At 32.5% G+C, this 21,953-nt stretch carries 17 protein-coding genes and 1 other annotated feature; of the genes, 14 read left to right on the top strand and 3 right to left on the bottom strand.

The annotated features are described in order from the left end of the window. Nucleotides 1-105: 105 nt before the first annotated feature. The 7 genes from rplK (at nt 106) to rpoC (ending at nt 11,481) form a co-directional block, all read left to right on the top strand. On the top strand, nt 106-534 hold the full coding sequence (gene rplK, locus G319_RS0101740) for a 50S ribosomal protein L11 (protein WP_026389409.1): 429 nt from the start codon (nt 106-108) through the stop codon (nt 532-534). Next, entirely contained in the window at nt 534-1,217 is a 684-nt protein-coding gene (gene rplA, locus G319_RS0101735) for a 50S ribosomal protein L1 (protein WP_026389408.1), read from the top strand. Before rplK ends, rplA begins: the two co-directional genes overlap by 1 nt. An 85-nt stretch (nt 1,218-1,302) precedes the next feature. Beyond that, nucleotides 1,303-1,434: a sequence feature (ribosomal protein L10 leader region), on the top strand. 27 nt (nt 1,435-1,461) lie between these two features. Beyond that, the gene (gene rplJ / locus G319_RS0101730) at nt 1,462-1,962 is read left to right on the top strand and encodes a 50S ribosomal protein L10 (protein ID WP_026389407.1); all 501 of its coding nucleotides are present in this window, start codon (nt 1,462-1,464) and stop codon (nt 1,960-1,962) included. A gap of 85 nt (nt 1,963-2,047) precedes the next feature. Then, a complete protein-coding gene (gene rplL, locus G319_RS0101725; RefSeq protein WP_026389406.1) occupies nt 2,048-2,413 on the top strand; it encodes a 50S ribosomal protein L7/L12 in 366 nt (121 codons plus the stop codon). Between the two features lie 221 nt (nt 2,414-2,634). Next, nucleotides 2,635-3,810 (top strand): hypothetical protein, encoded by a 1,176-nt coding sequence (locus tag G319_RS09175; RefSeq protein ID WP_026389405.1) that lies wholly within the window; start codon nt 2,635-2,637, stop codon nt 3,808-3,810. 27 nt (nt 3,811-3,837) lie between these two features. Further along, nucleotides 3,838-7,707 (top strand): DNA-directed RNA polymerase subunit beta, encoded by a 3,870-nt coding sequence (gene rpoB / locus G319_RS0101715; RefSeq protein WP_026389404.1) that lies wholly within the window; start codon nt 3,838-3,840, stop codon nt 7,705-7,707. Between the two features lie 15 nt (nt 7,708-7,722). Beyond that, entirely contained in the window at nt 7,723-11,481 is a 3,759-nt protein-coding gene (gene rpoC, locus G319_RS0101710; protein WP_026389403.1) for a DNA-directed RNA polymerase subunit beta', read from the top strand. Between the two features lie 93 nt (nt 11,482-11,574). Here rpoC and G319_RS0101705 read toward each other — a convergent pair whose 3' ends face one another. Further along, on the bottom strand, nt 11,575-12,633 hold the full coding sequence (locus G319_RS0101705; RefSeq protein ID WP_026389402.1) for a DUF4238 domain-containing protein: 1,059 nt from the start codon (nt 12,631-12,633) through the stop codon (nt 11,575-11,577). 224 nt (nt 12,634-12,857) lie between these two features. Here G319_RS0101705 and G319_RS09170 point away from each other — a divergent pair, with 224 nt between their 5' ends. Further along, complete coding sequence (locus tag G319_RS09170; RefSeq protein ID WP_026389401.1) at nt 12,858-13,229, top strand: hypothetical protein; 372 nt, start codon at nt 12,858-12,860, stop codon at nt 13,227-13,229. 119 nt (nt 13,230-13,348) lie between these two features. Continuing rightward, nucleotides 13,349-15,247: a M13 family metallopeptidase gene (locus G319_RS09165; RefSeq protein ID WP_051350857.1), complete on the top strand. Its 1,899-nt coding sequence runs from the start codon at nt 13,349-13,351 to the stop codon at nt 15,245-15,247. 34 nt (nt 15,248-15,281) lie between these two features. Here G319_RS09165 and G319_RS0101690 read toward each other — a convergent pair whose 3' ends face one another. After that, nucleotides 15,282-16,127: a class II fructose-bisphosphate aldolase gene (locus G319_RS0101690; RefSeq protein ID WP_026389400.1), complete on the bottom strand. Its 846-nt coding sequence runs from the start codon at nt 16,125-16,127 to the stop codon at nt 15,282-15,284. Between the two features lie 152 nt (nt 16,128-16,279). Between G319_RS0101690 and G319_RS0101685 the strand changes: the two genes are divergently transcribed. From G319_RS0101685 to G319_RS04610, 3 genes are all read left to right on the top strand, one after another. Next, entirely contained in the window at nt 16,280-17,017 is a 738-nt protein-coding gene (locus G319_RS0101685) for a DeoR/GlpR family DNA-binding transcription regulator (RefSeq protein ID WP_026389399.1), read from the top strand. Nucleotides 17,018-17,111: 94 nt separating this feature from the next. Next, complete coding sequence (locus G319_RS09160; protein ID WP_280123364.1) at nt 17,112-19,274, top strand: PTS transporter subunit EIIC; 2,163 nt, start codon at nt 17,112-17,114, stop codon at nt 19,272-19,274. Between the two features lie 35 nt (nt 19,275-19,309). Beyond that, entirely contained in the window at nt 19,310-20,248 is a 939-nt protein-coding gene (locus tag G319_RS04610) for a 1-phosphofructokinase family hexose kinase (RefSeq protein ID WP_051350855.1), read from the top strand. Between the two features lie 37 nt (nt 20,249-20,285). Here G319_RS04610 and G319_RS0101670 read toward each other — a convergent pair whose 3' ends face one another. Continuing rightward, entirely contained in the window at nt 20,286-20,576 is a 291-nt protein-coding gene (locus G319_RS0101670) for a rhodanese-like domain-containing protein (protein WP_026389397.1), read from the bottom strand. A gap of 121 nt (nt 20,577-20,697) precedes the next feature. Between G319_RS0101670 and G319_RS0101665 the strand changes: the two genes are divergently transcribed. Both G319_RS0101665 and G319_RS0101660 read left to right on the top strand, forming a co-directional pair. After that, on the top strand, nt 20,698-21,474 hold the full coding sequence (locus tag G319_RS0101665) for a hypothetical protein (RefSeq protein WP_026389396.1): 777 nt from the start codon (nt 20,698-20,700) through the stop codon (nt 21,472-21,474). A 28-nt stretch (nt 21,475-21,502) separates the two neighbouring features. Further along, the gene (locus G319_RS0101660; protein ID WP_162479547.1) at nt 21,503-21,943 is read left to right on the top strand and encodes an RpiB/LacA/LacB family sugar-phosphate isomerase; all 441 of its coding nucleotides are present in this window, start codon (nt 21,503-21,505) and stop codon (nt 21,941-21,943) included. Nucleotides 21,944-21,953: the final 10 nt, after the last annotated feature.

Below are 21,953 nucleotides of genomic sequence, written 5' to 3'. Positions count from 1 at the left end.
GGCACATTTATATTAATTGAGGGAGAGCAATCATGAAGTTGATTCTCGCATGTACCGCATTTAAATGATGACCAAAAATTTTAAAGAAAATAGGAGAATTTTAAAATGGCAAAAAAAGTAACACGTATTGCAAAATTAGAATTCATGGCTATGCAAGCTAAACCAGGAGCAGAATTAGCTTCATTAGGAATTAACATGCCAGAATTCACAAAACAATTCAACGACGCTACAAAAGACCGTGCAGGAGACGTAGTACCAGTTGTTATTACAGCTTACGATGATAAATCATTCGATTTCATCTTAAAAACTACACCAGCAGCAGTTATGTTAAAAAAATTAGCTAACTTACAAAAAGGTGCATCAAACTCAGGAAAAGAAGTTGTTGCAACTTTAACAGCTGAACAAATTAAAGAAATCGCTGAATACAAATTACCAGACTTAAACGCTAACTCAATCGAAGCAGCAATGAAAATTATTGCAGGGACAGCTAAAAACATGGGAATTAAAGTAACAGGTATGGAGGAAACAAAATAATGGCAAAATTAACAAAAAGATTTAAAGATGCTGTTGCTAAAGTTGAAAGACACACTGTTTACTCTGTAAAAGAAGCTTTACAATTAGCAAAAGATACATCAACAACTAAATTTGATTCAACAGTTGAATTAACATTTAACTTAAACATTGATCCAAGAAAAGCTGATCAACAAATCCGTGGAGCAGTTGTTTTACCAGCTGGAACAGGGAAAACTCAAAAAGTTTTAGTTTTAACAAACACAAAAGTTAAAGAAGCTGAAGCTGCAGGAGCTGACTTTGTTGGTGGAGAAGACTTAATTGCAAAAATCCAAAAAGAAAACTGATTTGATTTTGACGTAATTATTGCTACACCAGAAATGATGGCTAAATTAGGAGCAATCGGGAAAGTTTTAGGACCAAAAGGATTAATGCCTAACCCTAAAACTGGAACTGTAACAATGGACGTTGCTAAAGCAATCGAAGATGTTAAAAACGGGAAAGTTGAATATAGAGCAGATAAAGAAGGAAACGTGCATACTATTATTGGTAAAGCATCATTCACTGTTGAAGCTTTAGAAGAAAACTTAAACACAATCGTAGCTACAATTAAAGCTGCAAAACCTCAAACTGTTAAAGGAACTTACATGACAAGTGTAACTATCTCAACAACAATGGGTCCTGGAATCAAAGTTGCTGTAAACTAATTCCAACTAATTAATTAAATCACTTCGGTGATTTTTTTATTTTTTAAGGATCTGTCTATACAAACCCCTGGTTGAATATGGTATTATCTTATTGCTATTAGTACCGAAGAAAGTAACCGGGGAAACCCTTAATCTGTTACCGAGGAAAAATGTTTTTACTTTTAAAAAAACTTTTTTGTTTTCCTCGGCCTCAAAACCGAGGTTTTTTATTAGGTTATAAATTAGAACTATAGGAGGAATATCAATGTCAAATACAAGACCTGCTCACGCAAAAAAAGCTGAAATAGTTGCTGAAATTATTTCAAAAATGCAAAACGCTCAAGGAGTAGCAGTTGCTGAATACAAACACTTAACAGTGGCTCAAATGACTGAATTTAGACGTGAAGCTTTAAAACAAGGAATTGAAGTTAAAGTTTACAAAGATTCATTAGTTAGACGTGCTGCTTCAGAAGCTGGATTTGAAGGGTTAAATGAATTTTTAACTCAACAAAACGTATTCATCTTCTCAAACGAAGATGCAATCGCTGCACCTAAATTAGTATCAAACTTCGCTAAAACTAACGAAGATATGAAATTAAAAGCTGGTATCTACGAAGGAAACGTTATGGATACAGCTGCAATCAATGAGATCGCTTCTTTACCTTCAAAAGACGAATTATACTCAATGTTCGCATCAAGCTTGATTTACCCATTACGTCAAGTTATGGCAGCAATCAACGCTGTAGCTGATAAAACAGCTGAATAACAACAAACAATCTAAAAAACACAATTAGTGTACTTAGTAGCAAAAAACAAATATTAATTTAAAAAAGAAAAAGGAGACCATTATCATGGCTATTACAAAACAAGATATTATTAATGCATTAGAAGAAATGAAATTAGCTGAATTAAACGAATTAGTTAAAGCAATCGAAGAACACTTCGACGTTGTTGCATCAGCAGGTGTTGCTGCTGCAGCTGCACCAGTTGCTGCTGGAGCACCTACAGAAGTTTCAGTTATGTTAACATCAGCAGGAGCACAAAAAGTTGCTGTTATTAAAGTTGTTAAAGAATTAACAGGATTAGGATTAATGGAAGCTAAAAAATTAGTTGATGGAGAATTACCAGTAGCTATTAAAGAAAACGTTAAAACTGAAGATGCAGAAGCAATGAAAGCTCAATTAGTTGAAGCTGGAGCTTCAGTAGACTTAAAATAATCTAAGTTTAAACTGATAAACCATTAAAATCACCTTCGGGTGATTTTTTTATGTCAAAAAGACCTTTACTATTTTTCATAAAAGTTAGAGTTTTTCTACCTTAATTGTTGTTTTCCACAGGAAAATACTTTAAAATTATATAAATTGAGTGTAGTTTAGTCGTTAAGAGCTTCTGCTATTCTCTGATTCTTATTTTAATAAAAGATGAAGGAGAGCGTTAAATGATAAGTTTAGAATATTTTTTAGACAAAAAGTCATTGAACAAAGTATTAAAAGATTTAGATAACGGTATATATTATTCAACAATACCTGCAGCCTTCAAAGATAAGTTGGGATTTACATTAAAGCGCCAACTTAAAGAAGATAGATATTTGTTTGATTATCTAAGAGCTTATAACGTTACTAAGATGGAAGATGCTAGTCAAGAAATGCGCTTGCTAGATTTAACAAGTCTTTTAATAATCGATGGAGAGATGGAAGACAGAGATTCGATATCGATAAGAAAATCTATTATTGAAATAAACTCAGGTCGTCGACCATCAAATAAAGATGAAAAGATGATTTGAAATGTTGTTGAGGTGTTTAACCTAATACAACAAGACAAATTTGAAATCAATGAAGATAACTATGAACTATTCATTCATATCTTATTTAGAAACATTGGTTTGGATTTAGACACAAAAAGAAACTACTATCGATCAGCTGCTGACAAAACCTTCATCAGTGAAGTTGTTGCAGCTCCTGAGATAGACAACGAACTAACTACATTATTTGAATATATAAATTCTTTAAAGAAACAGCCAATTGGTGGGTTTACTCAAGCTTACCTAATTGCATTAGCAGTTCTGATAATAAGTCCTTACAAAAGGCATAACCTTATTGTTGCGATGCTCTTATCGCAATGGTTCGTTTATCAAACTAATCAAAATGTATTTTTGATTAATCCAATGTATTGTGTTGGAAGACATTGAAGTGAGGTAATTAATTACATCGAAGATGCTCTGAAGGATAAATTCATTGTTGACGAAATTCTAACTAAACTTAGAGGGTTCGCCAAAGAAGAAATCAACATTAGTTATCGCATGCATCTGCTTGATGAATGGATAAACAAAGACTTTCATAAACGTAAAGACTTATTTGACAACAAATTTGAAAAACTTCTATTCACAATTATCCTAGGAAATCGGGCACCAGATATTAGTGCCCAGAAAATAAAACAGGAATTTGTGTTGGGAGATAACCAAACAATCAGCAAAACCGATATCGAACTATCACTCAAAAACTTAATTGATAAAGGAGTGCTGATATTGAAAAAAGGAACTACACCAAAATATGCAGTGGCAGATCCAGAACTACTGAAAATTAAATTGCTCTTAAGCGATGAATATCATCCGTAGGAAAAGAAACTCGAAAGGAAAAATAAAATGACATACAAAATTACTAAAGTAAACCGTGGTGTTGAGCGTAGAGACTATACTAAAGTTTCAGGTAAATTACCTTTACCAAACTTAATCGAAGTTCAAACAGACACATTTAAATGATTCAAAGAACAAGGGATTGAAGAAGTATTCCAAGAATTCTTCCCAATTCTTTCAACTGATGAAACAGCTATCTTAACATTAGAAAACTGAGAATTCAGAGAACCAAGAATCTCAATTGCAAAAGCTAAAGATGAATCAAAAATCTTTGATGCTCCAATTTACGCAAACTTAAAATTATCAGTTAACACTAAAGAAGAAATTTCTAAAGAGTTAGGTGAAGTAGTTGAGAACGACGTTAAAAAATTAGTTACAAACTGATTAAAAGACAGAATTGACTCAAAATCAGTAACTTTCAAAAGAGAAGTAGGAGAATCATTCTTCTTCGAAATTAAAGTTAAAAATTCTGATAAACCAGACATGATCCAAATTGACGTTATGGAAGACAGAGAAGATATGTTACTTGTTAACGTAGCTATCTACAAATCAGGAGAAGTATTCTTGGGTGAATTCCCATTAATGACTGATGCTGGTACATTCATCATCAATGGATCACAAAAAGTTATCGTTTCTCAATTAGTTAGATCTCCAGGATCATACTTCAAAAAAGAAATTAACCGTAAAAATGGGGAAATCATTTATTCAGCTGATATCATCCCATCACGTGGTACTTGATTAGAGTTTGAAACAGAATCTAAAAAAACTGATTCAAAAATGAACACTGCATTCTTCGTAAAAATTGATAAATCAAGAAAAACTACTGCAACTTCATTATTAACAACATTGGGAATGACACCAGAAATGGTATTAAACATTTTTGATAATGAAGAAGTAATGGTAAACACTTATGAACAAGATGGATTAACAGGAGATTTCGCAATCGACTGAGATAACCAAGTTCAAGAAATTTACAAAAAAATCAGACAAGGTGAAACAGCAACTGCTGATGGAGCTTCAAAATACATCTACGGAATGTTATTTGATAAACGTAAATACGATTTAACAAAAGCAGGAAGATTTAAATTACAGCAAAAACTTTCAGTTAAGAACAGAATTATTGACAGAGTTTTAGCAGAAGATATTACTGATGCTAAAGGAAATGTTTTATTTACATCTGGGACATTAGTTAACAAAGCAAACATCAAAGCTGTTTCAGAAGCATTAGACAATGGTGCTATGATTCAATCAATCGATTACGCAGCTGATATTGCTGGATCACGTGAAATTCAAAAAGTTAGAGTTTTCAAAGATAACGACTTAAGAAACGAAACAGTTACTTTAGTTGGTATTGTAAAAGCTTCACAAGATGAATTCTTAAACGTACCAGATATCTTAGCATCAATCTCATATGCTATGACATTAAAAGATAACATTGGGGATGTTGATGATATTGACCATTTAGGAAACCGTCGTGTTCGTACAGTTGGTGAATTATTACAAAACCAATTCAGAATGGGTATGAACCGTATTGAAAAGAATGTTAAAGAAAAATTAGCAACTTCTGATTTATACAAAATCAAACCATCAACAATTATCAACAACAAACCATTAACTGCGATTATTGGAGAGTTCTTCAACTTATCACAACTATCACAATTCATGGATCAAATTAACCCATTATCAGAATTAACAAACAAACGTAGATTAACAGCTTTAGGTCCCGGTGGATTATCACGTGACCGTGCTGGATTAGAAGTTCGTGACGTTCACCCTTCACACTACGGAAGAATCTGTCCTATTGAAACTCCTGAGGGACCAAACATTGGACTTATTAACAACTTATCAACTTATGCTAAAGTAAATGAATACGGATTTATTACTACACCTTACCGTCCAGTAATTGATGGTGTTATCAACGATAACCCAGCTGATATTGTTTACTTAACAGCTGATGAAGAAAGAAACTTCATTATTGCTCAATCAAACGTTCAACAAGATGAAAATGGAAAAATCTTAGACGAAATCGTTGTTTCTCGTTACAGAGGAGATGACTACATGGCATCACTTCCTGAAATCGATTACATCGACGTTTCACCTAAACAAATTGTTTCTGTTGCTACAGCCGCAATTCCATTCTTAGAAAACGATGATGCCAACCGTGCCCTAATGGGAGCCAACATGCAACGTCAAGCTGTACCATTATTAAACCCACAATCACCAATTGTTGGTACTGGTATTGAATTTGAAGCTGCAAGAGATTCAGGGTCAGCAGTAGTTGCTACTGAAGATGGAATCGTTAAATATGTTGATTCAAGAATTATTACAATTGAATCAAAAAACGGAGCTAAAACTTACACATTATCAGACTTTGAAAGATCAAACAATGGTTCTTCATTAGTTCACTTCCCAATCGTAAGAGCAGGAGATAAAGTAAACAAAGGTGAAATCATCGCTGATGGTCCATCAATGGATAAAGGGGAATTAGCTATCGGTCAAAACGTAGTTGTTGCCTTTACAACATACAACGGATACAACTTCGAGGATGCTATCATCATGTCTGAAAGAGTTGTTATGGAAGATCGTTTTACATCAGTACACATTGATGAATACACAATCGAAGTACGTAACACTAAACAAGGTGAAGAAGAAGTGACAAGAGAAATCCCAAACATCTCAGAAAATGCTAAAAAATTCTTAGATGAAGATGGAATTGTTGCAATCGGAACTGAAGTTAAAGTTGGAGATATCTTAGTTGGAAAAGTTACACCTAAAGGTCAAGCTCAATTATCACCAGAAGATAAATTATTACATGCAATCTTCGGTGAAAAATCAAGAAATGTTAAAGATAACTCATTAAAAGTACCAAATGGTGGAGAAGGAATTGTTCAATCTGTAAAAAGATTTAAAGCAAAATCACCTTTAAACCCAGAAGGAATTGAATTAGCTGCAGATGTAATGGAAGTAATCAAAGTTTACATCGTTCAAAAACGTAAAATTCAAGAAGGGGATAAAATGTCTGGACGACACGGAAATAAAGGTATTATTTCACGTATCTTACCAATTGAAGACATGCCTCACTTAGAAGACGGAACACCAGTTGACATTATGTTAAACCCACAAGGGGTTCCATCACGTATGAACATTGGTCAAATCTTAGAGATCCACTTAGGAATGGCTGCTAAAAAATTAGGAGTTAAAATTGCAACTCCAGTATTCGAAGGATTAAATGAAAACGAGTTAGATGAAATTATGGCTGAAGCCGGAATGGAAAACTACGGAAAAGTTAAATTAATCGATGGACAAACTGGTGAAGCTATTGATAAACCAATTTCTGTTGGAGTTATGTACATGCTTAAACTATCACACATGGTTGATGATAAATTACATGCACGTAACGTAGGACCATACTCATTAATTACTCAACAACCTCTTGGAGGAAAAGCCCAAAACGGGGGACAACGTTTCGGAGAGATGGAAGTTTGAGCACTTGAAGCTTATGGAGCTGCCCACACATTGAGAGAAATCTTAACTATTAAATCAGACGACATTAAAGGTCGTGTAAAAACTTATGAAGCAATTGTTAGATCTAAAAAAATACCTGAACCAGGAATTCCTGAATCATTCAACGTTTTAACAAAAGAAATCATGGGATTAGGATTCGACATGTACATGATCGATGATCAAGGAAACAAAATGGCAATCAACGCATATGATGATGCCGAAGATTTAGAAGATGAAATCTACGATAACGAAATCTCATACATTTCATCAGATAACTTAACATTTGACAATTCATTAAATGAAGCAGAAGTTTCTACTTTAGCTGAAGTTGATGAAGAAGAAATCGCTGAAGATTTCGCAGAAGACGAAGAATAAGAAGGGGATTATAAAATGGAATTTAACAAAAAAAATAAATCAATTAAAATTGAATTAGCAAGTTCTGAAACAATCCGCTCTTGATCACACGGGGAAGTTACTAAACCAGAAACTATTAACTATAAAACATTAAAAGCTGAAAAAGATGGTCTATTTGACGAAAGAATTTTCGGACCAACTAAAAACTTTGAATGTGCTTGTGGTAAATACAAAAAAGCTAACCCAATGAACAAGGGTAAAGTTTGTGAAAAATGTGGTGTTGAATTAACAGAATCAATCGTAAGACGTGAAAGAATGGGACACATCGAATTAGAAGAACCAGTAACTCACATCTGAATGTTAAAAGTTGCACCTTCAAGAATCGCTGCAATCTTAGACTTAAAAACTAAAGAAATTGAAGAAGTAGTTTACTTCGTATCACACGTTGTTTTAGAACAAGGTGATTCAAAATTCTTTAAAACAAAAGAAGTTTTAGATTTAGGTGGTGTTAAAGCTGCAAAGACTCGTGAAAAATTATATGGAGCTTTACAAGAAGTTCTTGAATTAATTAACGATGAAACACACAGAGACACAAGAAAAGCTAACAGATTATTAGAAGAATTAGCTAATACAAATGTTCCTTTCTCAATTGATGAAGCTACTTCATTAATCTCAAAATATACAAACGCTAAATTTGGTATTGGTGCCGAAGCTGTTGAATACTTATTAAAAGCAATCAACATCAAAGAAGACATTACTATGTTAAAAGCTGAGTTAAAAGAGAAAAAAGGTTCAGTTGAACAAACAAAAATTATGAAACGTTTAGAAGTATTAGATGCTCTTAACCGTTCAAACCAAAAAGCTGAATGAATGGTATTACGTACTATTCCAGTTATCCCACCAGATATTCGTCCAATTATTCAATTAGACGGTGGTCGTTTCACTACTTCTGAAATCAATGATTTGTACAGAAGAATTATCATCAGAAACGAAAGACTTAAAAAAGTTAAAGAAATGGGAGCTCCATCAATCATCATCAACAATGAAAAACGTATGTTACAAGAAGCTGTTGATGCATTAATGGATAACGAACGTAAACCTAGACCTGTTCAAGGTAAAGATAAACGTCCATTAAAATCTTTAACATCAGTATTGAAAGGGAAACAAGGACGTTTCCGTCAAAACTTACTTGGTAAACGTGTTGATTACTCAGGACGTTCAGTTATTGCTATTGGTCCAGATTTAAAAATGTACCAAGCAGGATTACCAAGAGAAATGGCAATTACATTATTTAAACCTTTCGTAATCCAATGATTGCAAGAACATGATTTTGCAGAAAACGTAAAAGTTGCAGAAAAAATGATTCAACAAAATGATCCTAAAGTTTGAGAAGCTTTAGAAATGGTTATTAAAGATAGACCAGTTCTATTAAACCGTGCTCCTACACTTCACCGTTTAGGAATCCAAGCATTCGAACCAAAATTAGTTAAAGGGAAAGCAATTCGTTTACACCCATTAGTAACTACTGCCTTCAACGCCGACTTCGATGGGGACCAAATGGCTGTCCACGTTCCAATTACTAAAGAAGCAATTGGTGAAGCTCGTGCCTTAATGTTAGGTTCAAATGCAATTTTAGGACCAAAAGATGGAAAAGCTATCGTTACTCCTGGGCAAGATATTATTTTAGGTAACTACTATGTAACTACTGAAGATAAAGATGTTGAAGGACAAGGAATGATTTTCTCAACAGTTGAAGAAGCTATTAGAGCTTACGAAACTAAAACAGTTAATTTAAATGCTTTAATCGGAATCGCAGTTACTGCCTTGCCTGAAGCAAAATTCACTGATGAACAACGTCAAGGATACTTATTAACAACAGTTGGTAAAATTTTATTCAACAGAATTTTCAACAATGAATTCCCATGAATTAACTCACCAGCAATTAATAATGCTGAAGACGTAATCGGTAACTTCATATTCGGATTCGAAAACGATATCAATGAAGTTATTGCTAAAACTGAATTACAACAACCAATCAAGAAAAAAGAATTATCATTAATTATTGAAAGATACTTTAATGAATATGGTTCAAGAAAAACAGCTGAAATGTTAGATAACATGAAAGACTTGGGATTCCATTTCTCAACAAAATCAGGAACTACAATTTCAGCTGGAGACGTTGTTGCCTTCAAACATAAAAAAGTTGACTTTGAAGTAGCTGATCAAAAAGTTGCTCAAATTACTGAATTCTACAACATGGGTATGTTAACAGCAAATGAGAAAAAACGAAGAGTAATCCAAGTTTGATCAGCTGTTAAAGATAAAATCCAAGTTGAATTAGAAACAGTATTACGTCAAGATGTTAAAAACCCAGTATTCGTGATGGCGGATTCTGGAGCCCGTGGTAACGTATCAAACTTCACACAACTTGTAGGTATGCGTGGACTTATGAACGATACTAAAGGGGACATTAAAGAAATTCCAGTTAAGTCATCATTCCGTGAAGGATTAACAGTTTCTGAATACTTCGTTTCTACTCACGGGGCTCGTAAAGGGATGGCCGATATTGCCTTAAAAACTGCCGATTCAGGTTACTTAACTCGTCGTTTAGTTGACGTTTCTCAAGAAATCGTTGTAAACAATGAAGACTGTGAACCAACAAAAGGATATGCAGTATCAGCAATTATCGATACAAAACACGATAACACAATCGTTCCATTAAAAGACCGTTTAGTTGGTCGTTTCACATTCAACGATGTTGAAGATGAAAATGGTAATGTTGTTGCACCTGCAAACACATTTGTTACAAATGAAGTTGCTGATGCAATTAACGCCGCTGGAGTTAAAACAGTATTCATTAGATCAGTATTAACTTGTGATAATGAAAAAGGTGTTTGTCAAATGTGTTACGGACGTAACTTAGCTACTGGAGAACTTGTAAAAGTTGGTGAACCAGTTGGGGTTGTGGCTGCTCAATCAATTGGGGAACCAGGAACTCAACTTACAATGCGTAACTTCCATACCGGAGGGGTTGCTGGTAATGCCGATATTACTCAAGGGTTACCACGTATTAAAGAGTTACTTGACGTTACAACACCTAAAGGTGCTGTTGCAATTATTTCTGAAATCGATGGAACAGTTACTGATATTACAACTGAAGAAGGAATTTCAGTAATTACAGTTTCATCAGAAACAGAAACTAAAAAATACAAAACACAATACAATGCTGTATTAAGAGCATTTGTAAACAAAGAAGTAAAACGTGGTCAAAAATTAACTGAAGGGGCAATTGATTTACATCAATTACTAGAAGTTGCTAAAATTGAAGACGTTCAAAACTACATCTTAAAAGAAGTTCAAAAAGTATACCGTTTACAAGGTATTGAAATTTCAGATAAATACATCGAAATTATTGTTAAACAAATGTTGAACAAAGTTAAAGTTATCGATGGTATGGATTCAGATTTATTACCAGGAGAAATCATTACAACTCAAGCTTACAAAAAAGCTTGTGAAAACATTGATATTCTTGCTGGAGAAATCGCTCCAATCGTGAAACCTCAAATCTTTGGTATTAAAAAAGCACCTCTTGAATCTGAATCATGATTATCATCTGCATCATTCCAAGATACAGCTAGAGTATTAACTAAAGCTATTATCCGTGGTAAAGAAGATAAACTTGAAGGATTAAAAGAAAACATTATGTTAGGAAACTTAATTCCTGCAGGTACTGGATTAACTGGTGCTGAAGAAGTAATGAGAATTGGTGAAGAATACCACAAAAACGAATACTAGAAATAGTTTCAAATCAAATAGACCTTAGGGTCTATTTTTTTATTATTTAAATTCATTGTCGATTAAAAAAAGACCCCTAAGGTCTACTTCAGATTAATCTAACATTAGTTCATGGTCTCAATCTTCTTTTTGAATATTACGTACTTTTACTTTAAATATTCCCTTTAGCAATGTGTTCTTGGTACTGATATCCATTAAGCCTCTCATATAATACTCGTTGTTTTGAGTAAGCAAAAGATTTGATGAAACATTAGCCAACCAATGGTTCAGTATTCATACCGCGTAATCACGCTCCTCATTTATTATGGGATAAGTATATTTATCATCTTTGCTTCAACTTTTCTTAGATCCACTGATTATTTCTTCGCGATAATTATGCTCGATATTCTTTCAAACATATTCTGTTCCGAATATTTCCTGAGCAATTATGTGACCTGGGTTGTATATATTCAATGTGTTAATGTTTAATCCTAGGCCATCTGTCTTCACTAGTAGCACCGCGAAATCAGGAGAAAGCGGGAAGGCTTCGAAAGCTGGGGATTGATCGTTTGGGAATCGAGCGCTTGCTAAATCATTTGATATGAATGTATTAGACGTATTGTTCAATTTAATAAAATTTAAATATGTACCAAAAAATATATATTGTAGGTCATAGTCAATGCCAGATCCTGTGTATAATGATGGGTCAGTTGCTAAATTATGTCCTAACTTTATTGGTTTGAAAATATTATTGTAGATTTCGTTTAAACAGGTGAAAAACGCTTCAATATCTCCGTCTTTTTCCAAGCGTTCCTTGAATGACAATGATCTGAATTTTTGTAACACGATGTATATTTTTATCATTGTCAGCTCTTCTCTTGTGATTTGTATTTTTTGATGATCCTTTCTTGATAATATTTTTGTTATTACTTCACTAGAGGCACTTTCCATTTCTGATAATTGGTCTTCGATGTAATTCATTTTAAAGCGAGTCAGATCCTCATAAAGGTATTTCCCGTAGAAGACATCATTGTTTTCATTTGTTAAGTTACCCTTTTTATTCGTAGAGGTCGATTTGTCAAAATACGTGTAGACGTTACCACTATCAATCCATCTTCTTATAAAAAATTGGGGTATGAAATGTTGTCTCTTTTTATCTTTTTGTTTACCCATCTTATCTCTCCCTTTATTATTATTTTTTGCTTTTTTATATAATATCAAGTTCTCTTTGATATTTAAATAGAGGTTACAAGTTCAAAAAAATTATCTAACGTCTATTAGATTTCCTATAAAAACAATAAGAAAAGAACATATTTGGTTATCCTGTCTATTTTCAACAACTTTCTATATAAAAATCGTTCTCGTTTATTTAAAATTTTTATATATGGAGGATCTAAATGGCTAAAGTTTACAATGATCAAAATACTAATATTAGAAAGTATGGATTTGGTATCAGTATTTTTTATGCAGTACTGGCAGTGTTGTTTTTATTGGATATAGTCGGGATTTTCAGAATACTGATATTCAGCGTTTCTATGGGATTTGCTTGATATATGTTCATCTCAAGCATAGTGTGTCTTATTGGTGTTTTAATAGCCCTAATATACGCAAACAAAAATAAGGGGGCAGGGGTAATTAAACAAATCAAAATGAACAAGGTTATACTTATTGTTTTGGGGTTTTCAGTAATTGGAACATTTGTAGCTATACCTGCGGGTGTCATTTGATATATGCAATATCAAAGATATATGTTTTTAAAAAATAATTAACAACTTATCAAGATGGATATATAAAAACTCCAAGTGATGGAGTTTTTTAAATTTGATAAAAAATGTGTTTAATTTTTCTTTTGGTATAAAATTATATAAATTAAGAATAGAGGTATATTATGAGTAAAGTTAGAGCACAAGATAATTTCTTTGAATACGTAAATAAAGAATGAATGGATAATACAAAATTGCCTGAAGGATATGCATCATGAGGTAGTTTTGAACAATTAGGTAAAAAAGCTGATGATGATGTAAAAGCAATAATCCATGATTTAATCGATGGCAAAAACCTTTCACAGGAGAGTCAATTCATCGTTAATCTATACAAAAATTACTTAGATGATGAAGCAAGAAACAAAGATGGGATTAATCCTATTAAACCAATTTTAGAAGCGGTAGAAAAATTAGAATCAAAAGATGATTTGACAAAACTTTTCATTGATTTAAGTCAAAATTGAGGAACAAGTTTTTTCCATGGGAAAATGATTGATGCTGACTTTGAAGATAGTTCAACAAGAGCTTTAATGATTGATTCAATGGGGCTAGGTATGTCTGACCGTGATTTCTATGATGAAGCACACCCGAGACATAATGAGATCAAAGAAGGTTATAAAAAATACATCAATGATGTAATCGCAGAATCTGGAGTTGTGTTAAATAATTCTAATGTTTTTGAATTGATCTATAAATTCGAAAAAGAAATTTCACAATCAATGATGAAAAAAGAAGAATTAAGAAACCCAAGAAATATATATAATATTAGAACTCCAGAACAAATCACAAATGATTATGGATTCATTAATTGAACCAAATATTTAACTGAAACAGGATATATTAAAGCTCCAAAAATTATGGTTACTGAACCAAAATTCTTTGAGAAATTAACTTCAATGATTTCAGAAATTTCTTTAGAAGATTTAAAAGATATCATGAAGTTCAAAGTGATTTCAGGATATGCTGGTTTATTAACAATCAATTTATATGAAATCAAATTCGCTTATGGAGCTGTATTTAGTGGAGTTACTACTAAAAAACCTCTTGAAGATAGAGCAACCAAATTTGTTGATGGTTTAATTGGTGAACTGTTATCTAAAGAATATGTAGCTCGCCACTTTTCTCCCACAGCTAAAGAACAAGTTCTAAATATGGTTAATGATTTAATTAAAGTTTATAAAAATAGAATTACAAACTTAGATTGAATGTCAGAAGAAACAAAAGTGAAAGCAATTGAAAAAGCTAATTCATTCACAGTTAAAATCGGTTACCCAGATAAATGAGATGATTTCAGCGATGTTGAAATTAAATTATATAAAGACGGGGGAAGTTTATTTGATAATGTTTCAAGTATCCAAAAACACCACCTTAACAAAGAATTGGCAAATATTGAGAAACCTGTTGATAAAGACAAATGATATATGCATGCACAAACTGTTAATGCATATTACAATCCAACATCAAATGAAATTTGTTTCCCAGCTGCCATTCTACAAAAACCTTTCTATAGTGAAGATCAAGAATTAGCTAAAAACCTTGGAGGTATTGGAGCAGTTATTGGGCACGAAGTTAGTCATGGTTTCGATGATGAAGGAAGTAAGTTTGATAAAGATGGAAACATGAAAGATTGATGAACACCATCTGATTATGAACAATACAAAAATAGAACAACTAAAGTTGTTGAGCAATATAACGAATATGAATTCAATGGTACTCATGTTAATGGTCAATTAACACTTGGGGAAAACATTGGGGATTTAAGTGGGGTTGCTGCTGCTTTAGATATTTGTAAAGAACAAGCGCCAGATGACTTAGAATTATTCTTTGAAAACTTTGCCACTGTATTTTGCAGAATTTCAACACCGGAATTAAGAAACACAAGATTACTAACTGATCCACATTCACCTGAAGAAGTTAGGGTAAATGGGGTATTTGTAAATATTGATGAATTCCATGAAGTTTATAATACTAAACCTGGTGATAAAATGTATAAAGCACCAAAAGACCGTATTAAAATTTGATAATCAAAAAACGAATTACTAGGTAATTCGTTTTTTTCTATGCTTTGCCATCTGAACCAAAAGCATCTATTTTTTTCATCGCTTCCGCTTTTACATAATCAATTGACATTCTCCCATATTTACGAGCATCGTATCCATCCTTATTTTCTCCAAGTCAGTGACGTATTCCCTGGCAAGCAGCTATTTTTAAATCTGTACCGATATTAATTTTAGTAATCCCTAGAGAGATTGCCTTTTGTAAATCGACGAGTGGCACTCCAGAAGAACCATGCAATACGATAGGTGTATCAATAGCATAGACTATTTCTTCTATTAAGTCAAATTGTAGTTCTGGATCAGTTTTAAAAACACCATGCGCTGTACCGGCAGCTATGGCTAAGGCATCTACGTTAGTTAGCTCATTGAATTTAACTGCTTCATCAACGTTTGTGTATCCGTTACCATTTGAGATTCGATCATCTTCTTTCCCACCAACGTGACCAATTTCAGATTCTACTTCAACCCCTCGTGCATGAGCGTATTGCACAACCTCTCGTGTTTCAGTTACATTATCGGCAAATGATTTTAGAGATGAATCTAGCATAACACTTGAAAAGCCAGCGTCGATTGCTCTTTTTATTAGAGCTATTTCAAAACCGTGATCTCAATGTAGTATTACTGGTACAGTTGATTTTTTGGCCGCACTCACCGCTAATGCAAACACATTGTCTAACCCCATATATTTAGCTGCAGATTCAGTAACCATTAATATAACTGGTGATTTTCGTTCTTCGGCTGCTTCAATTATTCCCTTCATCATTTCCAAGTTGTCAAAATTAAATGCCGGAACGGCATAATGACCTTTTTTTGCCTTTGATAATTCTTTTTTTAAACTTGCTTTCATATCTTTCTCCTATTTTCACTTATAATTAATTTAAATAAGTTACTTATTATTATTTTAAACTATTTTAAACTTTTTTAATAAAATTTTAAAAATCTTTCAAAAAGTTTAAAATAGTTTAAAAAATGTTGTAACATAGAAATGAGGGGATTGCTTTGTTAAAAGAAGAAAGAAGAGCAATGATTGTTAAAATTATCGATGAAAGAGATTTTGTTAAAAACAAAACATTATCTGAATTGACAAATTCAACAATCCAAACCATTATTAGTGACATTAATCAATTGCATGATGAGGGTCAAATAATGAAGGTTTACGGAGGTGCTAAATCAATTAAGAGCGAAAATACAAAATCTTATGAACGCTTTGATGAAGAAAAAGAAAACACAAATGCAAATGCAAAGGATGTTATTGCACAAAAGGCAGCTTCATTAATAAACGATGGGGATCTTATATTTTTAGATACTGGTACTTCTACTAAAAAAATGGCCAAGTATTTAGAAAATAAAAATGTTTCCATTGTAACTAATGGTTATTCGATAGCTTTAGAATTGATGAAATTGAACATGGAAGTTTGCTTAGTTGGTGGAACCTTAAATCCCACTACGCATGCAACGGTTGGAGAACTTTCTTTAAAATTCCTAGACAATTTTAACTTTGATAAGGTTTTCATTGGGATGAACAACCTTTACCAAGATAACTTTTACACATCAAATTTACAAGAAGCAACTTTAAAAGCTAAAGTTATAAATAACTCCGAAGAAGCATTTGTTTTAATGGATTCAAGTAAATTCAATACAAAAAACAGAATCAAAGTAGATACTAAAAAACAAATTACTCTAATAAGTGAGCAGTCACCCTCTGAATTCAATGGAAATTTTATTTCTGCTAAGTAGATAATTAAATAGTTATTTAATTAGTTAGTTTGAATTTAGAAGGAAAATTCTATGGGCAAAAAAAACTAAACAAGAAGTTCTGGTCCAAAATATTTTGGACAAAGTTGGTGGTCCTCGAAACGTAAAAGATGTTTATCATTGCGCTACGAGAATGCGACTAACATTACAAGATGATTCAATCGCGGTTATCAGCGAAATCAAAACGATAGCGAATTTAAAAGGAGCTCTTTGATCAAATGGTGAATTACAAATCATCATTGGACCTGAAGTATCAAAAATTACTGGCTTACTTAAGGACGAATTAAGTAAAACTGATATTGATAAAAACAAGGAGACTTTAGAAACTGGTAAAAACAAAATTGCAGCAGACAAGGGAGTTCCTGTTTGATGTAAGTTTTTAAAATCTGTTTCTGCTATTTTTGGACCCCTAATTCCATTTTTAATTGGGGTAGGTCTATTGATGGCGCTTGAACAATTATTATTGAGAACAGGGGCGGTTCATGCTCCCGATAGTCCAGATTACAATACATTCGATTTTGTACTGAGTGTATTATCTGGAACTGGTTTCAAAATGATGGGTGTAATAGCCATGTGGTCAACAGTAAGATATCTTGGTGGTAAAACACCAATAGCAATTGCATTGGCATTGATTATGGTATCGCCAATTATTCCTGAAAATGGTATTCACTTAGTTGATCTTGGTACATGAGAAATTCTTATCAAACCATTCTACTCAACTATTTTGGTATTCATTGTAATGGGTATTATAGTAGCAACTGGGCAAAAACAAATGGAAAAACATTTTAACCCAGTGGCAAACTTTATTTTAAATCCCTTCCTTACATTATTGGTTGGTGGATTATTGGCATTCTTCTTCTTTGGACCTATCATGGGTGTTGTTGAAAAAGCAATGTTAGATGTATTTAACTGATTCATGAAGTTACCATTCGGAATCGGTACTTTAATTGTTGGTCTAACATGACAACCACTAGTTGTATTGGGTGTGCACAACATTTTATTCTTTGCTGCGACAACAGATTTAGTTGCAACTGGAAACCCATCATTATTCTTAGCTGCTGCTTTCGCAGCCGCTTGAGGACAAATGGGGGCTACAATTGGTGTTGCAATCAGAAGTAGACGTTCAGTTGACCGATCAGCCGCAATTGCAGCTGCTTTACCTGGAATTATTTCAGGACCAACAGAGTCATGTATTTATGCTGTTAACCTTCCTCGTTGAACCCCATTCTTGACAGGGGTTTTAGCAGGAGGAATCGGTGGATGAATGATCGGGATTTTCGACGTTGGTTTAAATAACCTAGCCGGTCTTGGAGGTATTGTCGGATTCTTGGCATATACTGATAAACTGGTTGCTGCAATCTTGATCGATTTATTTGCATTTGCTCTTGGTATAGCAATTACTGTATTATTATGAAGAGAAGACAAAAACGAAAAAATTCTTGCTCTTGAAACAACAAAAATGTTTAAGGAACTTGAAGCGTTAAATGTAAAAAATGATTATCAGACACAAAGATTAATAGAAATTATTAAAAAATCTACAAGTAAAAATAAAAATTCTAAAGATCTAATTACTGAATTAAAAGCATTAAAACCAGAGTTGGTTAAATTAGATTCAAGTCTAGCTGATGATGTAGATAAATTGATATTGAACATTAAAGAGAATATTAAAGAAAAACAATTTAATAGAAGTTTGATTGCAAAAGCGAGAACAATCAAAACTGACAGACAAATTCAGTTAAATTCAGTTTATCAAGAACTTCTAAAATATGTGAAAAATTTGAACAAGCTTGGAATGAAAACAAGAAAATTTGACAAACTTTTTGTTAAAAAAGAAAACTTGCAATTCAAATTAGACAAAATATTAGAGGCGAAAGAAGATAAAGCTGCTGCGTTATTTACTAAAGGTCAAAAACTTCTTAAAACGGAGGATGAAACTAAGAATGCACGCGGTAAAGATTTAATTGCTAAGTCAGAAAATTTAAGTTATAAAGATGAGAAAATTAAAAATCTTTCACAAAAAATAACAGAAATTGAAAAAGAGATTCAAACTCAAGTTTCTGAATTATCAAAAGTGACAAACGAATTTTATGATGGTATTGAATTGCATGTTAATAAAATTGAAACTATCAAAAATAAAAATCTTGATGATGTTAAAGCGAGATATTTTAATGACATTCATAAAATTGAAATAAAAGAGTCATTTATCAAAGCGAAAGATATTAACATTGTAAATATTTAAAAAAGGCAAGCCTTGTAGTGAAGAGAGGAAAGAATATGCAACCTAAAATTTATGTAATTTCATTAAGTCCGGCAGTTGACTATATCCTTAAGTTTGATGATTTGGTCAAAAACAAAACAAATCGACCGTTTGAAACAGAAATGTATCCGGCAGGTAAGGGTATCCATGTCTCTATGATTTTGAATAGTTTGGATATGAAGAGCGAATCTATCGTTTTTACACATGGAGCATTTGAAGAATATTTCTATAAGAGTCTTGATGATATAAATGTTGAATATAAAAAATTCAAAGCAGAGGGGAATATCAGATTCAATTTAAAACTTATAGATTCTCAACAAACTGAATGTAGTGCAACAAGTCCTAAAATTGAATCGGGTGAGTTGAATAAGTTAAAAGAATATCTTCTTCAAAACTTAAGTGAAGGTGACTATCTAATAACAACCGGAAGTATACCATCGGGTGTAGATCATAGAATTTATGCTGAGCTAGCCGAAATTGCAAATCTAAAAAGTGCGAAAGTTGTAGTTGATTCATTTGGGGATTCGCTTGAGTATGCTCTAGATAAAAAGCCATTTTTAATTAAACCTAATGTGGATGAATTATCTATGACAACGAAGAGAAACCTTGTCTCTGATGAAGACATAGCGGAAGCTGCTCAAGAGCTACTTGATAGGGGAGTGCAAAACATCCTTATATCTATGGGTCATGATGGTGCTATGCTTATTAATAGGGATATTAGAATTAAATGTCAAATCGGAAACTGAAATAAAAAGTTAGTTAATGCAGCTGGTGCAGGTGACAGTATGCTAGGCGGATTTGTAAGTGAATATATTAGAACCGGAGACTATATGTCTTCACTAAAAATGGGGATAATTTGTGGTAGTGCCACTGCTTACTCAGACAAGATAGCAACTTCTGAATTGATTGAGGAACTTTCACAAGAAAAAGATAATCTTATTGCTGTGACTTGATAATCAAAAAAACGAATTACTAGGTAATTCGTTTTTCTTTCTATAGTCCGCTCAATCCACAATCTAAAACATATACATTATGATACCCACTTTGTTGGTATGTTGAAGCAGTTAAACCAGAACGATTTCCGGCATTGCAAACAATTATCAACTTGGCATCCTTATTAGGGAAATAACGCTCACGCTTAGTTAAAACCTCTGGATATGGAATGTTAGTGGAAGGATGGAAAGAACCTAAACTACGGAGCTCTAAAGGGCTTCTAACGTCAATTACCTCTCAACCATTTGCTAGCATTTCATAAAATTCATCTTTACCGATTTTATAGTTCATAATAGCACCTCTTTTTAACATTATAACTCTCGAGGGTTAGTTAATGAAATTATAAAAATACAAATTGATTTTAGTTATTTTTTAATGTTAATATTAACTAAGAAATAGACTGAGAGTATATATGCATTTAATTAAAAAGAACGGTTATTATGTAACCTATAATGAGAATAGATTAAACTTCTATTTAGATAAAATAAACGATAGTGGAAATGTTTGCGTAATTGATTTTGAATCATTTCAAATTAGTAAGTTCATCAAACATAAATATGAAAAAATTGATGTCCAAGATGTACCATTCTGTGTTGGTGTGGGAATGATTAAACACGATGACACAACCAACTCATATTCGATAGAAAATAAACAAGCTAAAAGTTATGAACCTTGTATGATGAATGAAGAACAATTAATTGGACATGTTAATGAAATGTCTCTATTTTTAGAAAATTACTTTAAAGAAAACAAAGTTGAGAAGTTAGTTGTTTTAGCTAAGTTTAATGAAGAACAAGCCTTAAAATTTATGACAAGGATAAATCCTAATTTAGAAATTGAACCAAGACTGATAGATAGAATGATTGATATTTATAAATTCTATGATAACCATGATAACTTTAATATTCTTGGATATGGTTTCACATTAAAAAAATTCATGAAGAGTTTTATGAAATTAGAAGTAAATGACCAATTGTCTAATCAGAAAATTGGGATTATTTCTTCTGAACATTTTTCAAAAGGCACAAACTTTAAAAGATGACATCTTGTAGAAGAGCATAACATTAATGATTTAGATAAAGCTGTGTGACTATTGAACAAGATGGTCGAACTTAAAAATACAAAACCAGAAGACATCTTAAATGATGAACATTTAAATATTGAAAAAAATGAGATTATTGAAATTTAAGGTAAAATAGAGATAAGAAAATGGGGTAATTATGAAAAAAATTTATATATCAAATGATCACAGTGCTGTTGAAATGAAACAAGCTATCGTTAAACACTTAGAAGAAAAAGGATATGAAGTTATCAATATGGGAAACGATGATGGCACTTCATGTAGTTATTCAAATAATGGTATTGAATTAGCCGAAGCTGTTGTTGCAGATAAAGATTCATTAGGAATTGTTTTATGTGGAACAGGTATCGGAATTAGTATTGCTGCAAACAAAGTTAAGGGAGCTCGTTGTGGTTTAGTTTACGAAACTCAAACAGCTGCTTTAATTAAAGAACATAATAATTGTAATATCTTAGCAACTGGGGCTAGATTAATTGCGGTTGATAAAGCTTTAAAATTAGTTGATGTTTTCTTAGAAACACCTTTTGAAGGTGGAAGACACCAAGAACGTATTGATACAATGGATGAATACTGCTAGAAAAAGTAAC

This window comes from Tullyiplasma multilocale ATCC 49900 (genome assembly GCF_000483165.1).
GTDB classification, from domain to species: domain Bacteria; phylum Bacillota_I; class Bacilli_A; order Mycoplasmatales; family Mycoplasmataceae; genus Tullyiplasma; species Tullyiplasma multilocale.
The sequence above is the reverse complement of the archived record's forward strand: the minus strand, read 5'-3'. Positions and strand labels throughout refer to the sequence as shown.